The organism is Aminobacter sp. P9b, from assembly GCF_045345995.1.
Lineage (GTDB): Bacteria > Pseudomonadota > Alphaproteobacteria > Rhizobiales > Rhizobiaceae > Aminobacter > Aminobacter niigataensis.
Genome location: NZ_CP150082.1, coordinates 4755223 through 4773498, shown reverse-complemented (window position 1 = coordinate 4773498; position 18276 = coordinate 4755223). Strand labels below are relative to the sequence as shown.

The window sequence follows — 18276 nt, the reverse complement described above, 5'->3', positions numbered from 1 at the left end:
ATTGCCCTGCCGCGCGCATTTCGGTATGTGCGCTTGAACTTGTTTTCCGGAGGGACTCTCATGGCTGACAACACGCCGACCGGCCCGGTCGAACTTGGCGCGCAGATGGACTACGCCGAGCATGAAGGCACCTACAAACTCTTCATCAAACTTTCCAAATACGGCACGCTCTTTTGCGTCGCGTTGATGGTCGCCATGGCGTTCGGCTTCTTTGCCCCGGCCGGCTTCTTCTCCTCGGCTGTGCTGTTCCTGGTGCTCGTCGCCGTGGGTGGCTTCCTGCTCCGCGACCTGCCTACCCATATTAGCTGATCTCTATTTCTGCGGCCGCGAGGCCTTCGCGGTCGTCCACGTTCCAGCCTAGGGGGAGTTGGAACCGGTGATTTTCGCTTCGAATAGATCAGACGCGAACGCGCCGCACGCAGCAGTCTTGCCGGTCATTTGTCTGGCAAGGGCAGGTTTTGGCATGGCCAAAGGGACGGGTGCGTCGGCGGTTTCAACCTCCGTTAGTGTCCAGAATACTTTTCGTTGGTAAGGCGCCGACGCGTTTATCTGCGTCCGGCACCTTACGTTTGGTAAGGTTCCAGCCGAAAGGATTTAGCGGTGGGCCAGACGATATTCATACCGAGAGAGATTGATGCGATTGAGAGCCGGGTTGGTGCTTCGCCGGATACGGTGAAACGCCTTGTCGGGCTTGGTTTCGAGGTGGTGGTGGAGAGCGGGGCGGGGACCTTGTCGCGCATTCCCGATGCCGATTTCACTGCGGTCGGCGGTAAGATCGGCAAGGCCGCCGATGCCGGCAAGGCGGATGTCGTGCTCAAGGTGCGCCGTCCTTCCGAAGCCGAGCTCAAGGGCTACAAGCCAGGTGCCGCGGTGCTGGCCACCATGGATCCCTATGGCAATGACGCCGCTGTCGCGGCGATGGCCAGGGCAGGCGTCACGGCGTTTGCCATGGAGTTCATGCCGCGCATCACCCGCGCCCAGGTGATGGACGTGCTGTCGTCGCAGGCAAACCTCGCCGGTTACCAGGCGGTGATCGACGGTGCCGCCGAATATGACCGCGCGCTGCCGATGATGATGACGGCGGCCGGCACGGTGCCGGCGGCGAAAGTGTTCATCATGGGCGTCGGCGTCGCCGGCCTGCAGGCGATCGCCACCGCCCGCCGCATGGGTGCGATCGTGACCGCCACCGACGTGCGTCCGGCGGTCAAGGAGCAGGTCGCCTCACTCGGCGCCAAGTTCCTGGCGGTCGAGGACGAGGAGTTCAAGGCGGCGGAGACCGCCGGCGGCTACGCCAAGGAGATGTCGAAGGAATACCAGGCGAAGCAGGCGGCCTTGACCGCCGAGCACATCGCCAAGCAGGACATCGTCATTACCACCGCCCTGATCCCGGGCCGTCCGGCGCCGAAGCTGGTGTCGGCCGCCATGGTCGCCTCGATGAAGCCGGGTTCGGTGCTGGTCGACCTCGCCGTCGAGCGCGGCGGCAATGTCGAGGGTGCGGTGCCAGGCAAGGTCGTCACCACCGCCAACGGGGCCAAGATCGTCGGCCATCTCAACGTGCCGGGCCGTGTCGCGGCCTCGGCCTCGCTGCTTTACGCCAAGAACCTGTTCGCCTTCCTCGAGACCATGGTCGACAAGACGACCAAGCAGATCGCCATCAACCGCGACGACGAGCTGGTCAAGGCAACGATGCTGACCGATGCAGGCAAGGTCGTTCACCCCAACTTCGCCAATGCCGCGGCAGCGGCTGCAGCGGACAAGCCCAAGCCGGTCGTTGCGGGCCAGAACCGCGGCGACGACCCGGCAAGCGACGGTGCGGCCAAGGCCGAAAAACCGGCCGCTGCCAAAAAGACCACTGCCCAGAAAACCACCGCCAAGAAGCCGGCCAAGCAGGGAGACGCGTGATGGAAGGTCTTCAGAAAGCCCTCGACCAGCTCGACCAGGCGGTTGGTGCCGTCCGGCTCGGCATCCAGGATCTCGCCACCAGCCAAGGTGCGGCGGACGCCGCGGGCGACGCTGCACATGCGCTGAGCGGCGGGGCGATCGACCCGTTCGTGTTCCGCTTCGCCATCTTCGTGCTGGCGATCTTCGTCGGCTACTACGTCGTCTGGTCGGTGACGCCGGCTTTGCACACGCCGCTGATGGCGGTGACCAACGCCATCTCCTCGGTGATCGTGGTCGGGGCGCTGCTCGCCGTCGGCATCGCAGCCTCCGGGCTTGCCACCGGCTTCGGCTTCATTGCCCTGGTGCTCGCCTCGGTCAACATCTTCGGCGGCTTCCTCGTCACCCAGCGCATGCTGGCGATGTACAAGAAGAAGGACAAGTGACGTGACCCTGAACCTCGCTTCCTTCCTCTACCTGGTCTCCGGCATCCTGTTCATCCTGGCGCTGCGCGGCCTGTCGCATCCGACCACCTCCCGCCAGGGCAACACCTACGGCATGATCGGCATGGGCATCGCCATCGCCACCACGCTGGCGCTGGCCAAGCCCACGCTGGCCGGCCTCGGCCTGATCGTGCTCGGCCTCGCCATCGGCGGCGGCGTCGGTGCGGTCACCGCGCGGCGCATCGCCATGACCTCGATGCCGCAGCTGGTCGCAGCCTTCCACAGCCTCGTCGGCATGGCCGCGGTGATGGTGGCGGCCGCCGCCGTCTATGCGCCGGAAAGCTTTGGCATCGGCTCGGTCGGGGCCATCCACGGCCAGGCCTTGGTCGAGATGAGCCTGGGCGTCGCCATCGGCGCCATCACCTTCACCGGCTCGGTCATCGCCTTCCTCAAGCTCGACGGCCGCATGTCGGGCAAGCCGATCATGCTGCCCGGCCGCCACTTCATCAACGCAGCGCTGGCCATCGCCCTTGTCGTCTTGATCGTCATGCTGGTGACGACGCAGTCGACGACGGTGTTCTGGCTGATCGTGGCGGTGTCGCTGGTGCTCGGCGTGCTGCTCATCGTGCCGATCGGCGGCGCCGACATGCCGGTGGTCGTCTCCATGCTCAACTCCTATTCGGGCTGGGCAGCGGCAGCACTTGGCTTCACCCTCGGCAATCTGGCGCTGATCATCACCGGTGCGCTGGTCGGCTCGTCGGGTGCGATCCTCAGCTACATCATGTGCAAGGGCATGAACCGTTCGTTCATCTCGGTCATTCTCGGCGGCTTCGGCGGCGAGACGGCGGCGGTTGCCGACGACGGCATCGAGCGCACCGTCAAGCAGGGTTCGGCCGACGACGCCGCCTTCCTGATGATGAACGCCCAGAAGGTCATTATCGTGCCGGGCTACGGCATGGCGGTGGCGCAGGCCCAGCATGCGCTGCGCGAGATGACCGACAAGCTCAAGGCCAATGGCGTCGAGGTCAAATACGCCATCCACCCGGTCGCCGGCCGCATGCCCGGGCACATGAACGTGCTCTTGGCCGAGGCCAACGTGCCTTACGACGAGGTCTTCGAGCTCGAAGACATCAACTCGGAGTTCGCCCAGGCCGACGTCGCCTATGTCATCGGCGCCAACGACGTCACCAACCCCTCGGCGCGCGATGACAAGAACAGCCCGATCTACGGCATGCCGATCCTCGACGTCGACAAGGCCCGCACCTGCCTGTTCGTCAAGCGCAGCCTCGGCTCCGGCTACGCCGGCATCGACAACACGCTGTTCTACAAGGACGGCACCATGATGCTGCTCGGCGACGCCAAGAAGATGACCGAAGAAATCGTCAAGGCCATGGACCACTGAGCCAGCTCAGCAGCCACAACCGACAACAACGACGAGAAAAAGCCCGGCCAGAAGCCGGGCTTTTTTGCATTGCTAGCTTAAGGCAGGCCACTGCAGTGCCGCCGTTGAGACGCGACGTTGACGACTCCCTCCCCCTTGTGGGGAGGGATAGAGGGTTGGGGTGCTGCGGAAGTGTCGGCCATATGAACTCGGCCAGGTCGGCAATCCGTAGCTGGCGATGCTGGTAGCCCCACCCCTAACCCCTCCCCACAGGGGGGGGGGAAATGCTACCGCTGCGCTTCCGTCGCCATCTTCACCGCTAGTCCCGCCAGCACCGTTCCCATCAGCCAGCGCTGGATCGCCAGCCAGCCGGGACTGGCGGCGAGGAAGGTCGAGATCGAGCCTGCCGAAATGGCGATGATGGCGTTGACGGTGATGCTGATGGCGATCTGGATCGAACCGAGCACGAGCAACTGGGTCAGCACGCTGCCGTCGGCGGGATCGATGAACTGGGGTAGCAGCGACAGATAGAGCACCGCGACCTTGGGATTGAGCAGGTTAGTGAGGAAGCCCATGGCGAACAGCTTGCGCGGCCTGTCCTTGGGCAATTGCCGGACATGGAAAGGCGAGCGTCCGCCGGGGCGGACGGCCTGCCAGGCGAGCCACAGCAGGTAGGCAGCACCAGCGAAGCGGATGACGTCATAGGCATAAGGCACGGCAAGGACGAGGGCGGTGATGCCGAAGGCGGCGCAGAGCATGTAGACGACGAAGCCGAGCGCCACGCCACCGAGCGAGATCAGCCCGGCCGTGGGACCCTGGCTGAGCGAGCGCGACACGAGGTAGAGCATGTTCGGCCCCGGCGTCAGCACCATTCCGAGGGCGATCGCGGCGAAGGCAATGAGGTTTGCGGTCTCGGGCATGCTGGTCCCCTCGCATTTGCCGGACGGCGCCCATCGGGCGCAGGTCGGACATCGTGTCGAGGGAATTTCTAGCGGCTGCGGCTGGGCCGCGACAGGGGCAGGTCGGAGCAAGCCATTGCGACAGCTCCGACCCTAGCGGCCACCTACGTGCCGGCTATTTCAGCGGTGCCGTCAGCTGCAATGCGCCGATGGCGAGCGCGGCGTTCAGGCCGGTCTGGTTGGTCACGCTGAGCGGCTGCAGGGCGATGGAGCGCGCAGAGCCGCCGACCAGGACGTTGGCGCCAAGGCCGACCGCAATGGTGGCCTCCGCCGTCGCGCCGAGATAGTTGCCGGCGAGACCGCCCGGATCATAGACGTCGCGACTCGGCGCCAGCACCAGCCACTCCAGCGCACCGCCCGTCGTGGTGCCGATGTCGACACCGTATTTGTTGATCCGGCCGGAATAGATCTCCTGCGTGCGGCTGCCGAATGCCGGCGTGAACGTGCACTGCATGTCCTTGCTCGAGCCGACGACGAAGCCGGTGCCGCCGTTGACGGTGCAGCTCAGCATGCCGAGCTTGGCGCCGAACTGTGCGTGCGCGGGCACCGCAAACGGCACAAGGGCGAGGGCAAGAAGGACGAGTTTCTTCATCGGACGTTCCTTTCAGACATGAAGCAACATCAACCGCATGGCCGCCGAAAGGTTCCGTTTGCCGTTGTTGGCGGGAACCAGAACTGCCCTTGTCTTGGCAGCGCGGCGCGCATGTATCCAGGCGCAAGCCTGGCGTTTTTCCATCACGCTTGACGGATTTCATCTTATGATCATAAAATGTGATCACATCGCGTGATAGCACTGCGATGGATAATAGCTCTCGCTGAAAGAGGGCAGAACAAAAAAACCTGGGGGTTAGCAATGTTTGCTCGAATTTCGAAGACAACGATGTGCTTCTCGTTGGCTGCGTTCGCCTTCCTCGTCGTGTTCAACAACGTCACCGACTATGGTTCCAACTACAATTTCGTCCGTCATGTTCTGAGCATGGACACGACGTTTCCTGGCAACGCGCTGATGTACCGCGCCATTACCTCGGAAACACTTTGGCATCTTGGCTACTGGCTGATCATTGCTGGCGAAGCCTTGACCTGCGTGTTGTTTACGCTTGGCGCGCTGGCGCTGTTGCGGGCCCGGAGCGGCACCGCCACAAGCTTCAACAAGTCGAAAAACTGGGTGCATGCGGCTGCCTGTGTCGGCTTCCTGGTCTGGTTCTTCGGCTTCATGGTCGTTGGCGGCGAATGGTTCTCGATGTGGCAGTCATCAGACTGGAACGGCCAGGAAGGAGCCTTCCAGTTCTATATGACGATCCTCGCCGTGGTGATCTACATCGTGCTGCCGGATGGCGAACTGGAGTGATGGCACCAGTGTGCTGACTAGCCGCTGCGCGTCATCTGATGCGCGGTCGGCCGCGACCAGGTCTGGGGGCTGGGCCTGGTCGCACATTTGGCCGAAGGCAGCGAAGGAACCGAGCCGCCAGTACAGCCTATTTGAACTTGCGCAGTTGCTTCCGGATGCTCTCCGCAAAACGCCCGACCCGTTCGGGCTGCGGCTTTTCTGCGGCATGGAACGACAGCATGGCGAAGCTGGCCTTCGGCGCGCAGGCCTTGAACACGCCCCATTTGAGGATGCGGCGGACAGGCCGGCGCATGACCAGGCGGTCGACCCACCAGGGGCTGCCGAGCGTGGTGACGGCGACGACGTGGCGGAGCTTGTAGAGCAGCGGCCTGATCGGGCCGAAATCGGCACCGTGGTCGAAGGCGATGCCGGGCGAAAACACCCGGTCAACCCAGCCCTTCAGCATCGCCGGCAGGCTAAACCACCATGTCGGGAAGACCAGCACCAGCACCTCCGCCTCGCGCAGGGTGGCGGCATGGCTCATCAGCGCACCGGCGTCGAAGCGCTCGCCATAATAGGAGCCGCGTTCGGCCTCGCTCAGCCGCGGGTCGAAGCCGCTGGCGTAGAGGTCGAGCAGCGTCACCTTGTGGCCGGCGTCGGCAAGTTGCTTGATGGCGATGTCGGCGAAGTGCCGGTTCAGGCTTTCTGGCAGCGGGTGCGACAGGACAACGAGGCAGTTCAAGGCGAAGGCCTGTCTTTGTGCTGCCTCGGTATCAGGCGCCGCGCGTGCGCGCCAGCCCGTCGACTGCCGGCTTGTAGTTCGGGTCGAGCCGAACCGCCTCGGCATATGCCTTGGCAGCCTTGGCCTTGTCGCCGCGGCGCTCGTAGATCAGCGCCTGGTTGGCCCAGCTCTCGGCGATCTTGCCGTCGAGCTTGATCGCCATGTTGATGTCGGTGAAGGCGTTCTCGTCGTCGCCGGTGGCGAGATAGGACAGGCCGCGGCCATTGTAGGGCTCGGCCGAGTCGGGGGCGAGCGAGATCGCCTTCGAGAAATCCTCGATGGCGAAGGCATGCTGGCCCTGCTGCTGATAGATCAGGCCGCGATTGTGGTAGGCGCGCGGGTCGGTGGTGTCGAGCTCGATCGCCTTCTGGAAATCGTTGAAGGCGTCCTGCGTGCGGCCGGCCTTGCGGTAGAGATTGCCGCGGCCGATATAGGCTGCGTCATAGGAGGCGTTGAGCTGGATGGCCTTGTTGTAGTCGGCCAGCGCCGCCGGCTGGTTGCCCATGAAGCGATGGATCAGCGCCCGGTTGGAATAGGCCTGGTAGAAGCTCGGGTTGAGCTGCAGCGCCCGGTCGAAATCCTGCAGCGCCTCACGGTACTTGCCGCCGCGGCCATAGGCCGAGCCGCGCACATTGTAGGCTTCGGGGTCGTTCGGGTTGCTGGAGACGACGGCGCTGAGCGAGGAGATGTTCTCGCTCGAACCCTGCATGGTGTCGATGCGGGTCAGCTCGCCGGCAGGTCCCGCCGACTGGCAGCCGGCAACGGCCATCGCGACGAGCATGAGAGCGGTCATGGCGCCGCCGCGCAGGAGGGAGGTGCGGTTGCTCATGACTGCATTCATCGCGGTATCCCTCGCTTGCGCCCCGGGCAGGTGGCGCGGCGTCCGGCGGGCGGCCGAACAACAAAAAGGTGGCGGCGATGTTTAGTCGCCCCACCTCGTCGTTATCCTTCGAAAAGGACCAAAGATTGGCAGATCAACGTGCCGGACGTGCACCAGCGGCGCCAGCAGCAGCGGCCGGACGCGGGGTGCTGGGCAGCAGGCCTTCACGCTGGGCGCGCTTGCGGGCCAGCTTGCGGGCGCGGCGAACAGCTTCAGCCTTTTCGCGGGCGCGCTTTTCGGAAGGCTTCTCGTAGTGACCGCGCATCTTCATTTCACGGAAGATGCCTTCGCGCTGCATTTTCTTCTTCAGCGCGCGAAGCGCCTGGTCAACATTGTTATCGCGGACGAGTACCTGCACGTGTGATCCTGTCTTTCGGGTTCGATATCCTAAGGCTAGTGGCAATAGCCACGATGCCTCCGCGATGGTTCCACCGCGAATTGTGGGCGGCTGATAGCAGAATCAGGCCTGCTTGTCCACCGCAAAGGCCGCATTTCCTGCGCTGCTTGGGAAAACGGCGCCGGGACGTGCCCACTTCCGCCGCAATCCTTGTCGACCAAGCCTCTCCCATCTTCCGGTCCTACATGCAAGGCATTCCATGCGCTCCCTGATTCTCGCCCTGGCACTCGCCGCCGCCGTCCCGCAGGCACATGCTGCCGATCTCATCGGCTTCTGGGACAAGCCACAACATGGCGGCAACAGCTTCAACCGGCTGCCGCCTGACCAGGCCTATTTCGATGCGCTGCGCGGCTATGGCGCGACCTGGGTGCGGCTGTCCTACGACAAATGGAAGCCGGAGAGGCGCGACTTCCTGATCGGCACCGCCGACAAATACGAAGGACTCGTCGCCTCCGACGTGAAGACGCTGAAGGAAGTGCTCGACCGCGCCGACAAGGCCGGGCTCAAGGTGGTGATCGCGCCGCTGTCGTTGCCGGGCATGCGCTGGTCCCAGAACAACGACAAGAAGTTTGACGGCCGGCTGTGGGCGGACAAGGCGTGGTGGACCGAGGCCGCCACCTTCTGGCGCGATCTTGCCGCCGAGCTGAAGGACCATCCGGCGGTCGCGGCCTACAACATCGTCAACGAGCCGGCGCCGGAAAAGGAGGGCGGGCTCGCAGAACACGCATCAATCGCAGAAATGCGCTCCTGGTACACCGGGAATGCCGGCAGTTCCCGCGATCTGCTGGCCTTCTACGAGACGGTGATCAAGGCGATCCGCGAGGTCGATCCGGTGACCCCCGTCATGACCGACGCCGGCTGGTATGCGGCGGCCGACGCTTTTTCCTATTGGCCGGCCAAGCTCACCGACCAGCGCGTGCTCTATTCCTTCCACATGTACGAGCCTTATGCCGCCACCAGTGCGCCCAACATGAAGCGCGACAAGCCCTACGCCTATCCGGGCAACGTACCCTTTGGCGACGGCGAGCCGCAGAAGTGGGATGCCGAGCGGGTCAAGGCGTATCTCGCCCAGCCCGTCGAATGGGCCGACAGCCGCGGCGTCGCCCGCAACCGGATCGTCGCCGGCGAGTTCGGCTGCATGCGGCGGCTGCCGTTCTGCACGCAGTATCTCGAGGACGTGCTTGCCCCGCTCGACGCCGACAAGCTGCACTGGGCCTTCTACAGCTTCCGCGAGGATGCCTGGGACGGCATGGACTACGAACTCGGCTCGGCCAAGGTGAACTGGAAATACTGGGAAGCGATGGAGAACAACGAGCCCGATCCGGTTAAGCGCAAGGCGACGCCGCAGTTCGAGCCGATCTCCCGGCGCCTGGCTGCGGGTAAATAGCTGCTTACAGGCGCCCGATACGGGATGACGCCGGCTGGATGCTTTGCCACGCTCAATTGCGTTGGCGCAGTCCTGCAACTGGACCGCACAGTACCGCATCGTGCACCATGAAAGCCGCGTCCCGGGGGGCTATGTCAGCCTTGCCGCACCAGAAGACCGCCCCGGAGTTACCGCCGTTGACCGACACAGCCATGCCCAGCCGCCCCTCGGGGGCCGATGCAACCGTGTTTGCGATCCTGCTTGCGGTGAGCTTCAGCCATTTCGTCAACGACGTCATGCAGTCGCTGCTGTCGGCGCTCTATCCGATGCTGAAGACCGACTACCAGCTCGACTTCTGGCAGATTGGGCTATTGACCCTGACTTTCCAGATTACCGCGTCGATGCTGCAGCCGCTCATCGGCATGTATGCCGACAAGAAGCCGCTGCCCTATTCGCTGCCGGTCGGCATGGGTTCGACGCTGGTCGGCCTGCTGATGCTGGCCTTCGCCCACAGCTACACCATGCTTCTGGTAGGGGCGGCCTTCATCGGTTTCGGCTCGGCGATCTTCCATCCTGAATCGTCGCGCGTCGCGCGCATGGCCTCGGGCGGGCGCTATGGGCTGGCGCAATCCTTGTTCCAGGTCGGCGGCAATTTCGGTTCGGCGATCGGGCCGCTGCTCGCCGCGCTCATCGTCGTGCCGCAGGGCCAGACCGGCATCGCCTGGTTCGCGCTCGGCGCCATCGTCGGCATCGTCGTGCTGACCCGCGTCAGCGCCTGGTACAGCCGCCATCTCGTCGCCACGGCGCGCAACGCGACATCGACGCTGTTTCCGCCGCTGCCGCGCCGTACGGTGATGGTCGCCCTGATCGTGCTGGCTCTGCTGGTCACGACCAAGAACATCTATACGGCCAGCCTTTCGAGCTTCTACACCTTCTATGTCATCGAGCGCTTCGGCGTTTCGGTGCAGGAATCGCAGTACCTGCTGTTCCTGTTCCTCGGCTCGGCCGCCCTCGGCACCTTCCTCGGCGGCCCGATCGGCGACCGTTTCGGCGCCAAGACGGTGATCTGGTTCTCGATCCTCGGGGTTCTGCCGTTCACGCTCCTGCTGCCTTATGCCGACCTATTCTGGACCAAGGTGCTGACGGTGCTGATCGGCCTGATCCTGGCATCCGCCTTCTCGGCCATCGTCGTCTTCGCCCAGGAGCTGGTGCCGGGCCGCGTCGGCATGATCGCCGGCGTCTTCTTCGGTTTCGCCTTCGGCGTCGGCGGCATCTCGGCGGCGGTGCTCGGCGTGGTTGCCGACGCTCGCGGCATCGAGTTCGTCTACAAGATCTGCTCCTACCTGCCGTTGCTCGGGCTGCTCACGGTCTTCCTGCCCAACATGAAGGCCGCGCGCGCCGGCGCGGCCTGACAACGGGGATTCTCAGACGCGGGTGATGGAGACGCCGCCGTCGGCGAGCAGTGCAGCCCCCGTCGTGAAGCTCGACGCTTCCGAAGCGAGATAGAGCGCGGAGCGCGCGATCTCCTCGGGTTGTGCGACGCGCTTCAGCGCGTGCAGGCCTTCGACGAATGCGCGTTCGTCAGCAGTCTTGAAGGTGGCAGCCGGCGTGTCGGTGCCGCCGGGCAGAAGCGCGTTGACGCGGATGCCTTGCGGCCCGTATTCGGCCGCCAGCACCTGGGTCAGGCCGGTCAGGCCGGCCTTGCTTGCGGCATAGGCGGTCATGCCGGGCATGCCGACGGTGTGGCCGACGAAGGTCGAGGTGAAGATCAGCGATCCTGCGCCGCGCTTCAGCATCGCCGGAATCTGGTGCTTCGCGCCGAGATAGGCGCTGGTCAGGTTGGTTTCCAGCACCTCCGTCCAGTCTTCCAGCGCAAGGCCGGTGACCGGTCCCATCGCGCCGACCAGCCCGACATTGTTGAAGGCGATGTCGAGCCCGCCGAACGTATCTACCGCGAGGTCTACCAACGCGCGTGCATAGGCTTCGTCCCTGACGTTGCCGGCCAGTGTCCGCACCGCGCCGCCGGCCTCGGCGATCTCGCCTGCGACCGCCTCCAGCTCTGCCGGCCGTCGCGCCGCGAGCACGACCTTTGCTCCCTGGTCGGCGAACAGCTTGGCCGTCGCCCTGCCAATTCCCGAGCTGGCCCCGGTGACGATCGCGACTTTTCCGTTCAAATCAAACATCGTTGCTGCTCCTGTGCGAATTGCGGACGGCGTCTGCCGGCCTCGTTCGTACAGGTCGCAATTCGCAGGTCCTGCAGCCACCCGATACATGCGGCGCAAAACGGCAGGCCCCGTCGCAAACAGTGCAAGGCTGGTCGTGAGATTTCGCTAGTGCTACACCTCGCGCTCTTAGCTTGCGGCATCTGCGAGGCCCTGAAAAATGCGGAAATATTCGGTTTTTGCCATAGCCCGGGAGGCGATGCGCGGCCACAAGGGCTGGGAGGAGCAGTGGTCCTCGCCCGAGCCGAAGAGCGAATACGACGTCATCATCGTCGGCGCCGGCGGCCATGGCCTTGCCACCGCCTATTATCTCGCCAAGGAACACGGCATCACCAATGTGGCGGTGCTGGAAAAGGGCTGGCTCGGCGGCGGCAACACCGGCCGCAACACCACCATCATCCGCTCCAACTACCTCTATGACGAATCGGCCGGCATCTACGACCATGCGCTGAAGCTGTGGGACGGGCTCAGCCAGGACCTCAACTACAACGTCATGTATTCGGCGCGCGGCGTCATGATGCTGGCGCACAACGTCCATGACGTGCAGGTGCTGAAGCGCCACGTCCACGCCAATCGCCTGAACGGCATCGACAATGAGTGGCTGACGCCCGAAGAGGCGAGGGAGTTCTGCCCGCCGCTCAACATCTCGGCTTCGGCGCGCTATCCCGTCGTCGGCGCCTCGCTGCAGCGCCGCGGCGGCACCGCCCGCCACGACGCCGTCGCCTGGGGCTATGCCCGCGGTGCCTCCGACCGCGGCGTCCACATCATCCAGAATTGTGAAGTCACCGGCGTGCGCCGTACGCCAGACGGCCGCGTCTCCGGCGTCGAGACGTCGAAGGGCTTCATCGGCGCCAAGAAGGTCGGCGTCGTTGCCGCCGGCCACACCTCGGTGATCATGAACATGGCCGGCGTGCGCATGCCGCTCGAAAGCTATCCGCTGCAGGCGCTGGTGTCGGAACCGGTCAAGCCGATCTTCCCCTGCGTGGTCATGTCCAACACCGTGCACGCCTACATCTCGCAATCCGACAAGGGCGAACTGGTCATCGGTGCCGGCACCGACCAGTACATCTCCTATTCGCAGACCGGCGGCCTGCACATCATCAACCACACGCTCGACGCCATCTGCGAGATGTTCCCGATGTTCACGCGCATGAAGATGCTGCGCTCATGGGGCGGCATCGTCGACGTCACGCCGGATCGCTCGCCGATCCTGGCCAAGACGCCGGTGCCGGGGCTCTACGTCAATTGCGGCTGGGGCACGGGCGGCTTCAAGGCGACGCCGGGTTCTGGCAACGTCTTTGCCCACACCATTGCGCGTGACGAGCCGCACCCGATCAACGCGCCCTTTACCATCGAGCGCTTCCGCACCGGCCGCCTCATCGACGAAGCGGCAGCGGCGGCGGTGGCGCACTGAGGGGCGAGGTCGATATGTCCGAGACGCCGGTCAACCTCGCCGAGAAGCTTGCGCTGTTCTCCGAGCACTGGACGCCCAAGATCGTTGCCGGCTTCAACGGCAACGACATCATGGTCGTCAAGGTCCAGGGCGAGTTCAACTGGCATTCGCACCCTGATACCGACGACTTCTTCATGGTGCTGAGCGGCCGGTTGCGCATCCAGATGAGGGACGGCGACGTCGTTCTCGGACCTGGCGAACTTTATGTCGTGCCCAAGGGCGTCGAGCATTGCCCGCTGGCCGAGGAAGAGACCCACCTGCTGCTGATAGAGCCCGCCGGCGTGCCCAACACGGGCGATCCGGCGACCGCCGTGACCAAGAACCGGATCTGAGCCCGCATGGTGCCGACGCATTGCCATCCCAGCGATCTGCGCGCCGTAGGCGCAGCGGTCGCCTGCGCCATGGTGCGCCGATGACGATGCTCGCGACCACATTGGCCGCTGTCGCAGCGCCCTTCGTACTCGCCGACGAAAAGGGCATGTTCCACATGCCCGACGCCAGCGAGGTCCGGCTGCAGGCGATCAGCCGCACCGGCAACGAGGACGAATGGCCGTTTTCGGTCCCTTCGGGCATTCTCGCCTGCGTCTGGAGCGGCGGGCGCAGGGTCGTCTCCTTCATCGAACAGCCCGAAGACCCCGACGACGAGCACGATGCCCCGCCCGGACGCCACGTCATCGTCTCGGCCAATCCGTTCGAACTCACCTTCCTCAATATCTCAAGCCGCGACCTGTTCTTGCCTGCGGACACGGTGGAGGCGCTGATCAAGCGTGTCGCGCCGTTCGAGGCATTGGGGCAAAGGCTCTGCGATCAGCCGCAAGGCTCCAACATCGGCCCCGGCGAACTCTAGGGATCATCCAGATGCTTCTCATTCACTGCCCCTATTGCGAGGAAGAGCGCCCCGAGCTCGAGTTCCGCAACGCCGGCGAGGCGCATATCGCGCGCTCCACCAACATCGCCGCCGAAAGCGACGAGGATTTCGAGAAGTTCTTCTTCATCCGTTCGAACCCCAAGGGCGGGATCTTCGAACGCTGGCGCCACATCCATGGCTGCGCGCGCTTCTTCAACGCCGCGCGCGACACCATCACCGACAGGTTCCTGCTCACCTACAAGGCCGGCGAGCCAAAGCCTGATATCTCGACCTTGTCGAGCGAAGGCGGCCCCGCCGCCTGGGCCAACCGGCCGCCGGACCAGCTCAACGAGAAGCCCAAGGCAAAACGCTCCACCAAGGGAGAGGCATGATGGCCGGTTCGTACCGCATTTCCGGCCAGGGCCGCCTGACGCCTGCCAAGACCGCGCGCTTCACCTTCGACGGCAAGCCGATGACCGGCCTTGCGGGCGACACGGTGGCGTCCGCACTGCTTGCCAACGGTGTCCATCTCGTCGGCCGCTCGTTCAAGTATCACCGTCCGCGCGGCATCCTGTCGGCTGGCGCCGAGGAGCCGAACGCGCTGGTGACGGTGACCCGCGACGCCGCGCGCAAGACGCCCAATGTGCGCGCCACCGTGCAGGAGCTCTATGACGGGCTCAACGTCGCCTCGCAGAACCGCTGGCCGTCGCTGTCCTTCGACGTCGGTGCCGTCAACGATCTGGCGTCGCCGTTCTTCTCGGCCGGTTTCTACTACAAGACCTTCATGTGGCCGAAGGCCGCCTGGAAGAAGTTCTACGAGCCCAACATCCGCGCGGCGGCCGGCCTCGGTTTCGCGCCCGACCAGCCAGATCCCGACCACTATTCGGCCCGTTACGCCCATTGCGAAGTGTTGGTGCTCGGCGGCGGCGCTGCCGGCCTTGCCGCGGCACTTGCCGCGGCCGAAACGGGCGTGCGCGTCATCATCTGCGACGAACAGGCCGAGTTCGGCGGTGCGCTGCGCTTCGAAAAGGGCGCCGTCATCGACGGCCAGGACGGCTGGAGCTGGGCCCAGGCAACGGCGGCAAAACTTGCCGCGATGGACAATGTCCAGGTGCTGCCGCGCACGACGGCTTTCGGCTACTATGCGCAGAACTTCGTCGGCCTGGTCGAACGCGTCACCGACCACATCGCGCGTCCCGGTCGCGACGAGCCGCGCGAGCGGCTGTGGCAGGTCCGCGCCAGGCGCGTGGTCATCGCCACGGGCGCCATCGAGCGCCACATGGTGTTCGCCAACAACGACCGGCCCGGCGTCATGCTGGCGTCGGCCGCGCGCACCTTCCTCAACCATTACGGTGTCGTCGTCGGCAAGACTGTCGGCGTCTACACCGCCAATGACAGCGCCTACGCCGCGGCGATCGACCTCAAGAAGGCCGGCGTCGGCGTGGCCGCAATCGTCGATCTGCGCGACAACCCGACCGGCCCGCTGGTCGACGAGGCGCGCGCGCTCGGCATCGAGGTCAACCACGGCCGTGCCGTCATCAGCGCCAATGGCAGCAAGCGCATCAAGTCGATGACCGTGCAGGCCAAGGCCGGCGGCGCTGAGCGCACCATCGCTGTCGATGCGCTGCTGATGTCTGCCGGCTGGACGCCGTCGGTGCACATGTTCTCGCAGTCGCGCGGCAAGGTCGCCTTCGACGACGCCACCAAGCGCTTCCTGCCCGGCACCTATGCCCAGGATTGCGTCTCGGTCGGTGCCTGCAACGGTTCCGACTCGCTTGAGGACACCGTCGCGCAGTCGCTCGAGGCTGGTGCCAATGCTGCCCGCGACGCCGGCGCCAGGCCGTCCAGGGGCGTGGCGCTGAAGGTCGAGGCCTCAGAAGGTTGGGGCGGCGGCATGCTGGGTTCCGGCCCGGGCGCCGGTGCCGACACCAAGGTCAAGGCGTTCGTCGATTTCCAGAACGACGTCACCGCCAAGGACATCCGCCAGGCGGTGAAGGAAGGCATGCGCTCGATCGAGCACGTCAAGCGCTTCACCACCAACGGCATGGCTACCGACCAGGGCAAGACCTCCAACATGCATGGCCTGGCCATCGCCGCCGAGGCGCTGGACAAGGACATCCCTCAGGTCGGCCTCACCACCTTCCGCGCGCCCTACACGCCGGTCACCTTCGGCGCCATCGTCAACCACGCCCGCCACGGCCTGTTCGACCCGACGCGCAAGACCGCGACCCACGCTTGGGCGGAAGCGCACGGAGCCGTGTTCGAGGATGTCGGGCAATGGAAGCGCGCCTGGTATTTCCCGCGCGCCGGCGAGGACATGCATGCCGCGGTCGACCGCGAATGCGTGACGGTGCGAAAAGCCGCCGGCCTGTTCGACGCCTCAACGCTCGGCAAGATCGAGGTCGTCGGCCCGGATGCGGCGAAATTCATGGAGCTGCTCTACACCAACCCGTGGGAGAAGCTCGAGGTCGGCCGCTGCCGCTATGGCATCATGCTGCGCGAGGACGGTTTCATCTATGACGACGGCGTGGTCGGCCGCCTGGCGCAGGACCGCTTCCATGTCACCACGACGACGGGCGGTGCGGCGCGTGTCATGAACCACATGGAGGACTATCTCCAGACCGAGTTCCCCAATCTCGACGTCTGGCTGACCTCCGTTTCCGAACAGTGGGCGGTCATCGCCGTGCAAGGACCCAACTCGCGCGACATCATCGCGCCGCTGGTCGAGGGCATCGACATGTCCGACGCGGCGATGCCGCACATGTCGGTGCGCGAGGGCAAGATCTGCGGCGTGCCGACTCGGCTGTTCCGCATGTCGTTCACCGGCGACCGCGGTTTCGAGGTCAACGTGCCGGCCGATTATGGCCGCGCCGTCTGGGAAGCGCTGTGGGCCGAAGGCCAGAAGCACGGTGCCTGTGCCTACGGCACTGAGGCAATGCACGTGCTGCGTGCCGAGAAGGGCTACATCATCGTCGGCCAGGACACCGACGGCACCGTCACGCCCAACGATGCCGGCCTTGACTGGGCCGTCGGCAACAAGAAGACCGACTTCGTCGGCATTCGCGGCCTGATGCGCCCCGACCTGGTCGCCAAGGGGCGCCGCCAGCTTGTCGGCCTCAAGACCAGGGACCCGCGCACGGTGCTCGAAGAGGGCGCCCAGATCGTCGAGAACCCCAAGCAGGCGATCCCGATGAAGATGATCGGTCACGTCACCTCAAGCTACTGGTCGGCGAATTGCGACCGCTCGATCGCCATGGGTGTCGTTGCCGGCGGCCGCGACCGCATCGGCGAAACGCTCTACGTGCCGATGCCTGACGGCGTCATCGAGGTGGAAGTCACCGGCACCGTGTTCTTCGACGAGAAGGAGACCGCCTCAATGGCTAAGCTCGCAACCGCCACCCGCAACCCCGCCCTTGCCGGCCACAGCGTCGGCGGTCACGGCGTTTCGCTCAAGGTGCTGGAGCCGGCCAGCCGCATGTCGCTGCGCGCCCGCCCGGCCGCCGTTGCCGCTTTGTCGAAGGCGCTCGGCATGGCGCTTCCGGACAAGGCGAAGACCTCCTCCAACAAGAGCGGCCGCACCGCGCTCTGGCTCGGTCCGGACGAATGGCTGGTCATCGATGAGGCCGGCGGCGATCCCGTCGCCAACTGCGCCTCGGTCAAGGGCCTGCATTCGGCGGTCGACGTGTCGCATCGCAACGTTGCTATCGCAGTGACCGGCCCGAATGCGGCTGCCACCATCAATGCCGGCTGCCCGCAGGACCTGTCGCTTGCGGCTTTTCCGGTCGGTGCCGCCTCGCGCACGGTGCTCGGCAAGGTCGAGATGGTCCTGCTCAGGACTGGCGAGGAAGCCTTCCGCGTCGAGTGCTGGCGCTCGTTCTCCGACTACGTCTACGGCTTCCTGTCGGAGGCCGCCCGCGACGGCTAGTAACGGAAGATGCCGTGCCCCAGACTCGACGAGGGTCTGGAAGACAGTTTTCCGGGCCAGCGATCCGGTGTCGGTGACCTCGACGACCATTTCCTCGATGGCGATGCGAAGGGCAAGGAAGCACTAGGTCGTCCGCAACTTGCGCAATACTGGACAGCTTTTGTGATGGCTCGTCCGCGGCATGGATCCTAGGGTCTGCGCAGTTCGCTGCGCTCCTGCTCCGCCCTAGGATGACGAATGTGCGAGGGCGGCAACAGCTAGTCGAAGACCTTGGAGATCTGCAGTTCATTTGCAAACGTTCGTGACTGGCGGAATCGAAGATCGAATTCGTCATCCTAGAGCGGAGCAGGAGCGTAGCGACGTTGCGCAGACCCTAGGATCCATGCCGTGACGTTCGAGCTGTGGCACCGTTCCAAG

18 protein-coding genes and 1 pseudogene are annotated in these 18276 nt (G+C 65.0%); 13 read left to right on the top strand and 6 right to left on the bottom strand.

Annotation, left to right across the window (positions count from 1 at the left end; genetic code table 11):
- Window positions 1-60 precede the first annotated feature (60 nt).
- The 4 genes from WHT83_RS23485 to WHT83_RS23470 all read left to right on the top strand — a co-directional run bounded on the left by WHT83_RS23485 (window position 61) and on the right by WHT83_RS23470 (window position 3723).
- Window positions 61-309, top strand: a complete 249-nt coding sequence (locus tag WHT83_RS23485; RefSeq protein WP_108607019.1) for an aa3-type cytochrome c oxidase subunit IV — start codon at window positions 61-63, stop codon at window positions 307-309.
- A gap of 291 nt (window positions 310-600) precedes the next feature.
- Window positions 601-1902 (top strand): Re/Si-specific NAD(P)(+) transhydrogenase subunit alpha, encoded by a 1302-nt coding sequence (locus tag WHT83_RS23480; RefSeq protein ID WP_406872527.1) that lies wholly within the window; start codon window positions 601-603, stop codon window positions 1900-1902.
- Entirely contained in the window at window positions 1902-2324 is a 423-nt protein-coding gene (locus tag WHT83_RS23475) for a proton-translocating transhydrogenase family protein (protein WP_268738159.1), read from the top strand. Before WHT83_RS23480 ends, WHT83_RS23475 begins: the two co-directional genes overlap by 1 nt.
- A 1-nt stretch (window position 2325) precedes the next feature.
- The gene (locus WHT83_RS23470) at window positions 2326-3723 is read left to right on the top strand and encodes an NAD(P)(+) transhydrogenase (Re/Si-specific) subunit beta (RefSeq protein ID WP_341878489.1); all 1398 of its coding nucleotides are present in this window, start codon (window positions 2326-2328) and stop codon (window positions 3721-3723) included.
- 266 nt (window positions 3724-3989) lie between these two features.
- Here WHT83_RS23470 and WHT83_RS23465 read toward each other — a convergent pair whose 3' ends face one another.
- A complete protein-coding gene (locus WHT83_RS23465) occupies window positions 3990-4622 on the bottom strand; it encodes a LysE family translocator (protein ID WP_406872526.1) in 633 nt (210 codons plus the stop codon).
- Window positions 4623-4776: 154 nt separating this feature from the next.
- Window positions 4777-5253: a DUF992 domain-containing protein gene (locus WHT83_RS23460; RefSeq protein WP_108607024.1), complete on the bottom strand. Its 477-nt coding sequence runs from the start codon at window positions 5251-5253 to the stop codon at window positions 4777-4779.
- A gap of 261 nt (window positions 5254-5514) precedes the next feature.
- Between WHT83_RS23460 and WHT83_RS23455 the strand changes: the two genes are divergently transcribed.
- Window positions 5515-6009 carry a DUF2165 family protein gene (locus WHT83_RS23455; protein ID WP_318763791.1) on the top strand — a complete coding sequence of 165 codons (495 nt, stop codon included), beginning with the start codon at window positions 5515-5517 and terminating at the stop codon, window positions 6007-6009.
- Between the two features lie 127 nt (window positions 6010-6136).
- Here WHT83_RS23455 and WHT83_RS23450 read toward each other — a convergent pair whose 3' ends face one another.
- From WHT83_RS23450 to rpsU, 3 genes are all read right to left on the bottom strand, one after another.
- Entirely contained in the window at window positions 6137-6730 is a 594-nt protein-coding gene (locus tag WHT83_RS23450; RefSeq protein ID WP_406872525.1) for an NAD(P)H-dependent oxidoreductase, read from the bottom strand.
- Window positions 6731-6761: 31 nt separating this feature from the next.
- Complete coding sequence (locus WHT83_RS23445) at window positions 6762-7610, bottom strand: tetratricopeptide repeat protein (protein WP_108607027.1); 849 nt, start codon at window positions 7608-7610, stop codon at window positions 6762-6764.
- A gap of 133 nt (window positions 7611-7743) precedes the next feature.
- Entirely contained in the window at window positions 7744-8007 is a 264-nt protein-coding gene (gene rpsU / locus WHT83_RS23440) for a 30S ribosomal protein S21 (protein WP_108607028.1), read from the bottom strand.
- 238 nt (window positions 8008-8245) lie between these two features.
- On the opposite strand from rpsU, the gene WHT83_RS23435 reads away from it, so the two are divergent.
- Together WHT83_RS23435 and WHT83_RS23430 are read left to right on the top strand one after the other, a co-directional pair.
- Window positions 8246-9433 (top strand): glycoside hydrolase family 5 protein, encoded by a 1188-nt coding sequence (locus tag WHT83_RS23435; protein ID WP_406872524.1) that lies wholly within the window; start codon window positions 8246-8248, stop codon window positions 9431-9433.
- A gap of 191 nt (window positions 9434-9624) precedes the next feature.
- Window positions 9625-10824 carry an MFS transporter gene (locus WHT83_RS23430; RefSeq protein WP_406874048.1) on the top strand — a complete coding sequence of 400 codons (1200 nt, stop codon included), beginning with the start codon at window positions 9625-9627 and terminating at the stop codon, window positions 10822-10824.
- 12 nt (window positions 10825-10836) lie between these two features.
- On the opposite strand, the gene WHT83_RS23425 is transcribed toward WHT83_RS23430, so the two are convergent.
- Window positions 10837-11595: an SDR family oxidoreductase gene (locus tag WHT83_RS23425; protein ID WP_406872523.1), complete on the bottom strand. Its 759-nt coding sequence runs from the start codon at window positions 11593-11595 to the stop codon at window positions 10837-10839.
- Window positions 11596-11794: 199 nt separating this feature from the next.
- Between WHT83_RS23425 and WHT83_RS23420 the strand changes: the two genes are divergently transcribed.
- From WHT83_RS23420 to WHT83_RS23395, 6 genes and pseudogenes are all read left to right on the top strand, one after another.
- On the top strand, window positions 11795-13048 hold the full coding sequence (locus WHT83_RS23420; protein WP_108607032.1) for a sarcosine oxidase subunit beta: 1254 nt from the start codon (window positions 11795-11797) through the stop codon (window positions 13046-13048).
- Window positions 13049-13062: 14 nt separating this feature from the next.
- Complete coding sequence (locus WHT83_RS23415; protein ID WP_406872522.1) at window positions 13063-13419, top strand: cupin domain-containing protein; 357 nt, start codon at window positions 13063-13065, stop codon at window positions 13417-13419.
- Window positions 13420-13499: 80 nt separating this feature from the next.
- A complete protein-coding gene (locus tag WHT83_RS23410) occupies window positions 13500-13934 on the top strand; it encodes a hypothetical protein (RefSeq protein ID WP_318763797.1) in 435 nt (144 codons plus the stop codon).
- Window positions 13935-13945: 11 nt separating this feature from the next.
- Entirely contained in the window at window positions 13946-14326 is a 381-nt protein-coding gene (locus tag WHT83_RS23405; protein ID WP_406872521.1) for a sarcosine oxidase subunit delta, read from the top strand.
- Window positions 14326-17318, top strand: a pseudogene (locus WHT83_RS23400) (sarcosine oxidase subunit alpha). The gene WHT83_RS23405 and the pseudogene WHT83_RS23400 overlap by 1 nt, the downstream one beginning before the upstream one ends.
- Complete coding sequence (locus WHT83_RS23395; protein ID WP_406872520.1) at window positions 17311-17859, top strand: sarcosine oxidase subunit gamma; 549 nt, start codon at window positions 17311-17313, stop codon at window positions 17857-17859. Before WHT83_RS23400 ends, WHT83_RS23395 begins: the two are co-directional and overlap by 8 nt.
- Window positions 17860-18276: the final 417 nt, after the last annotated feature.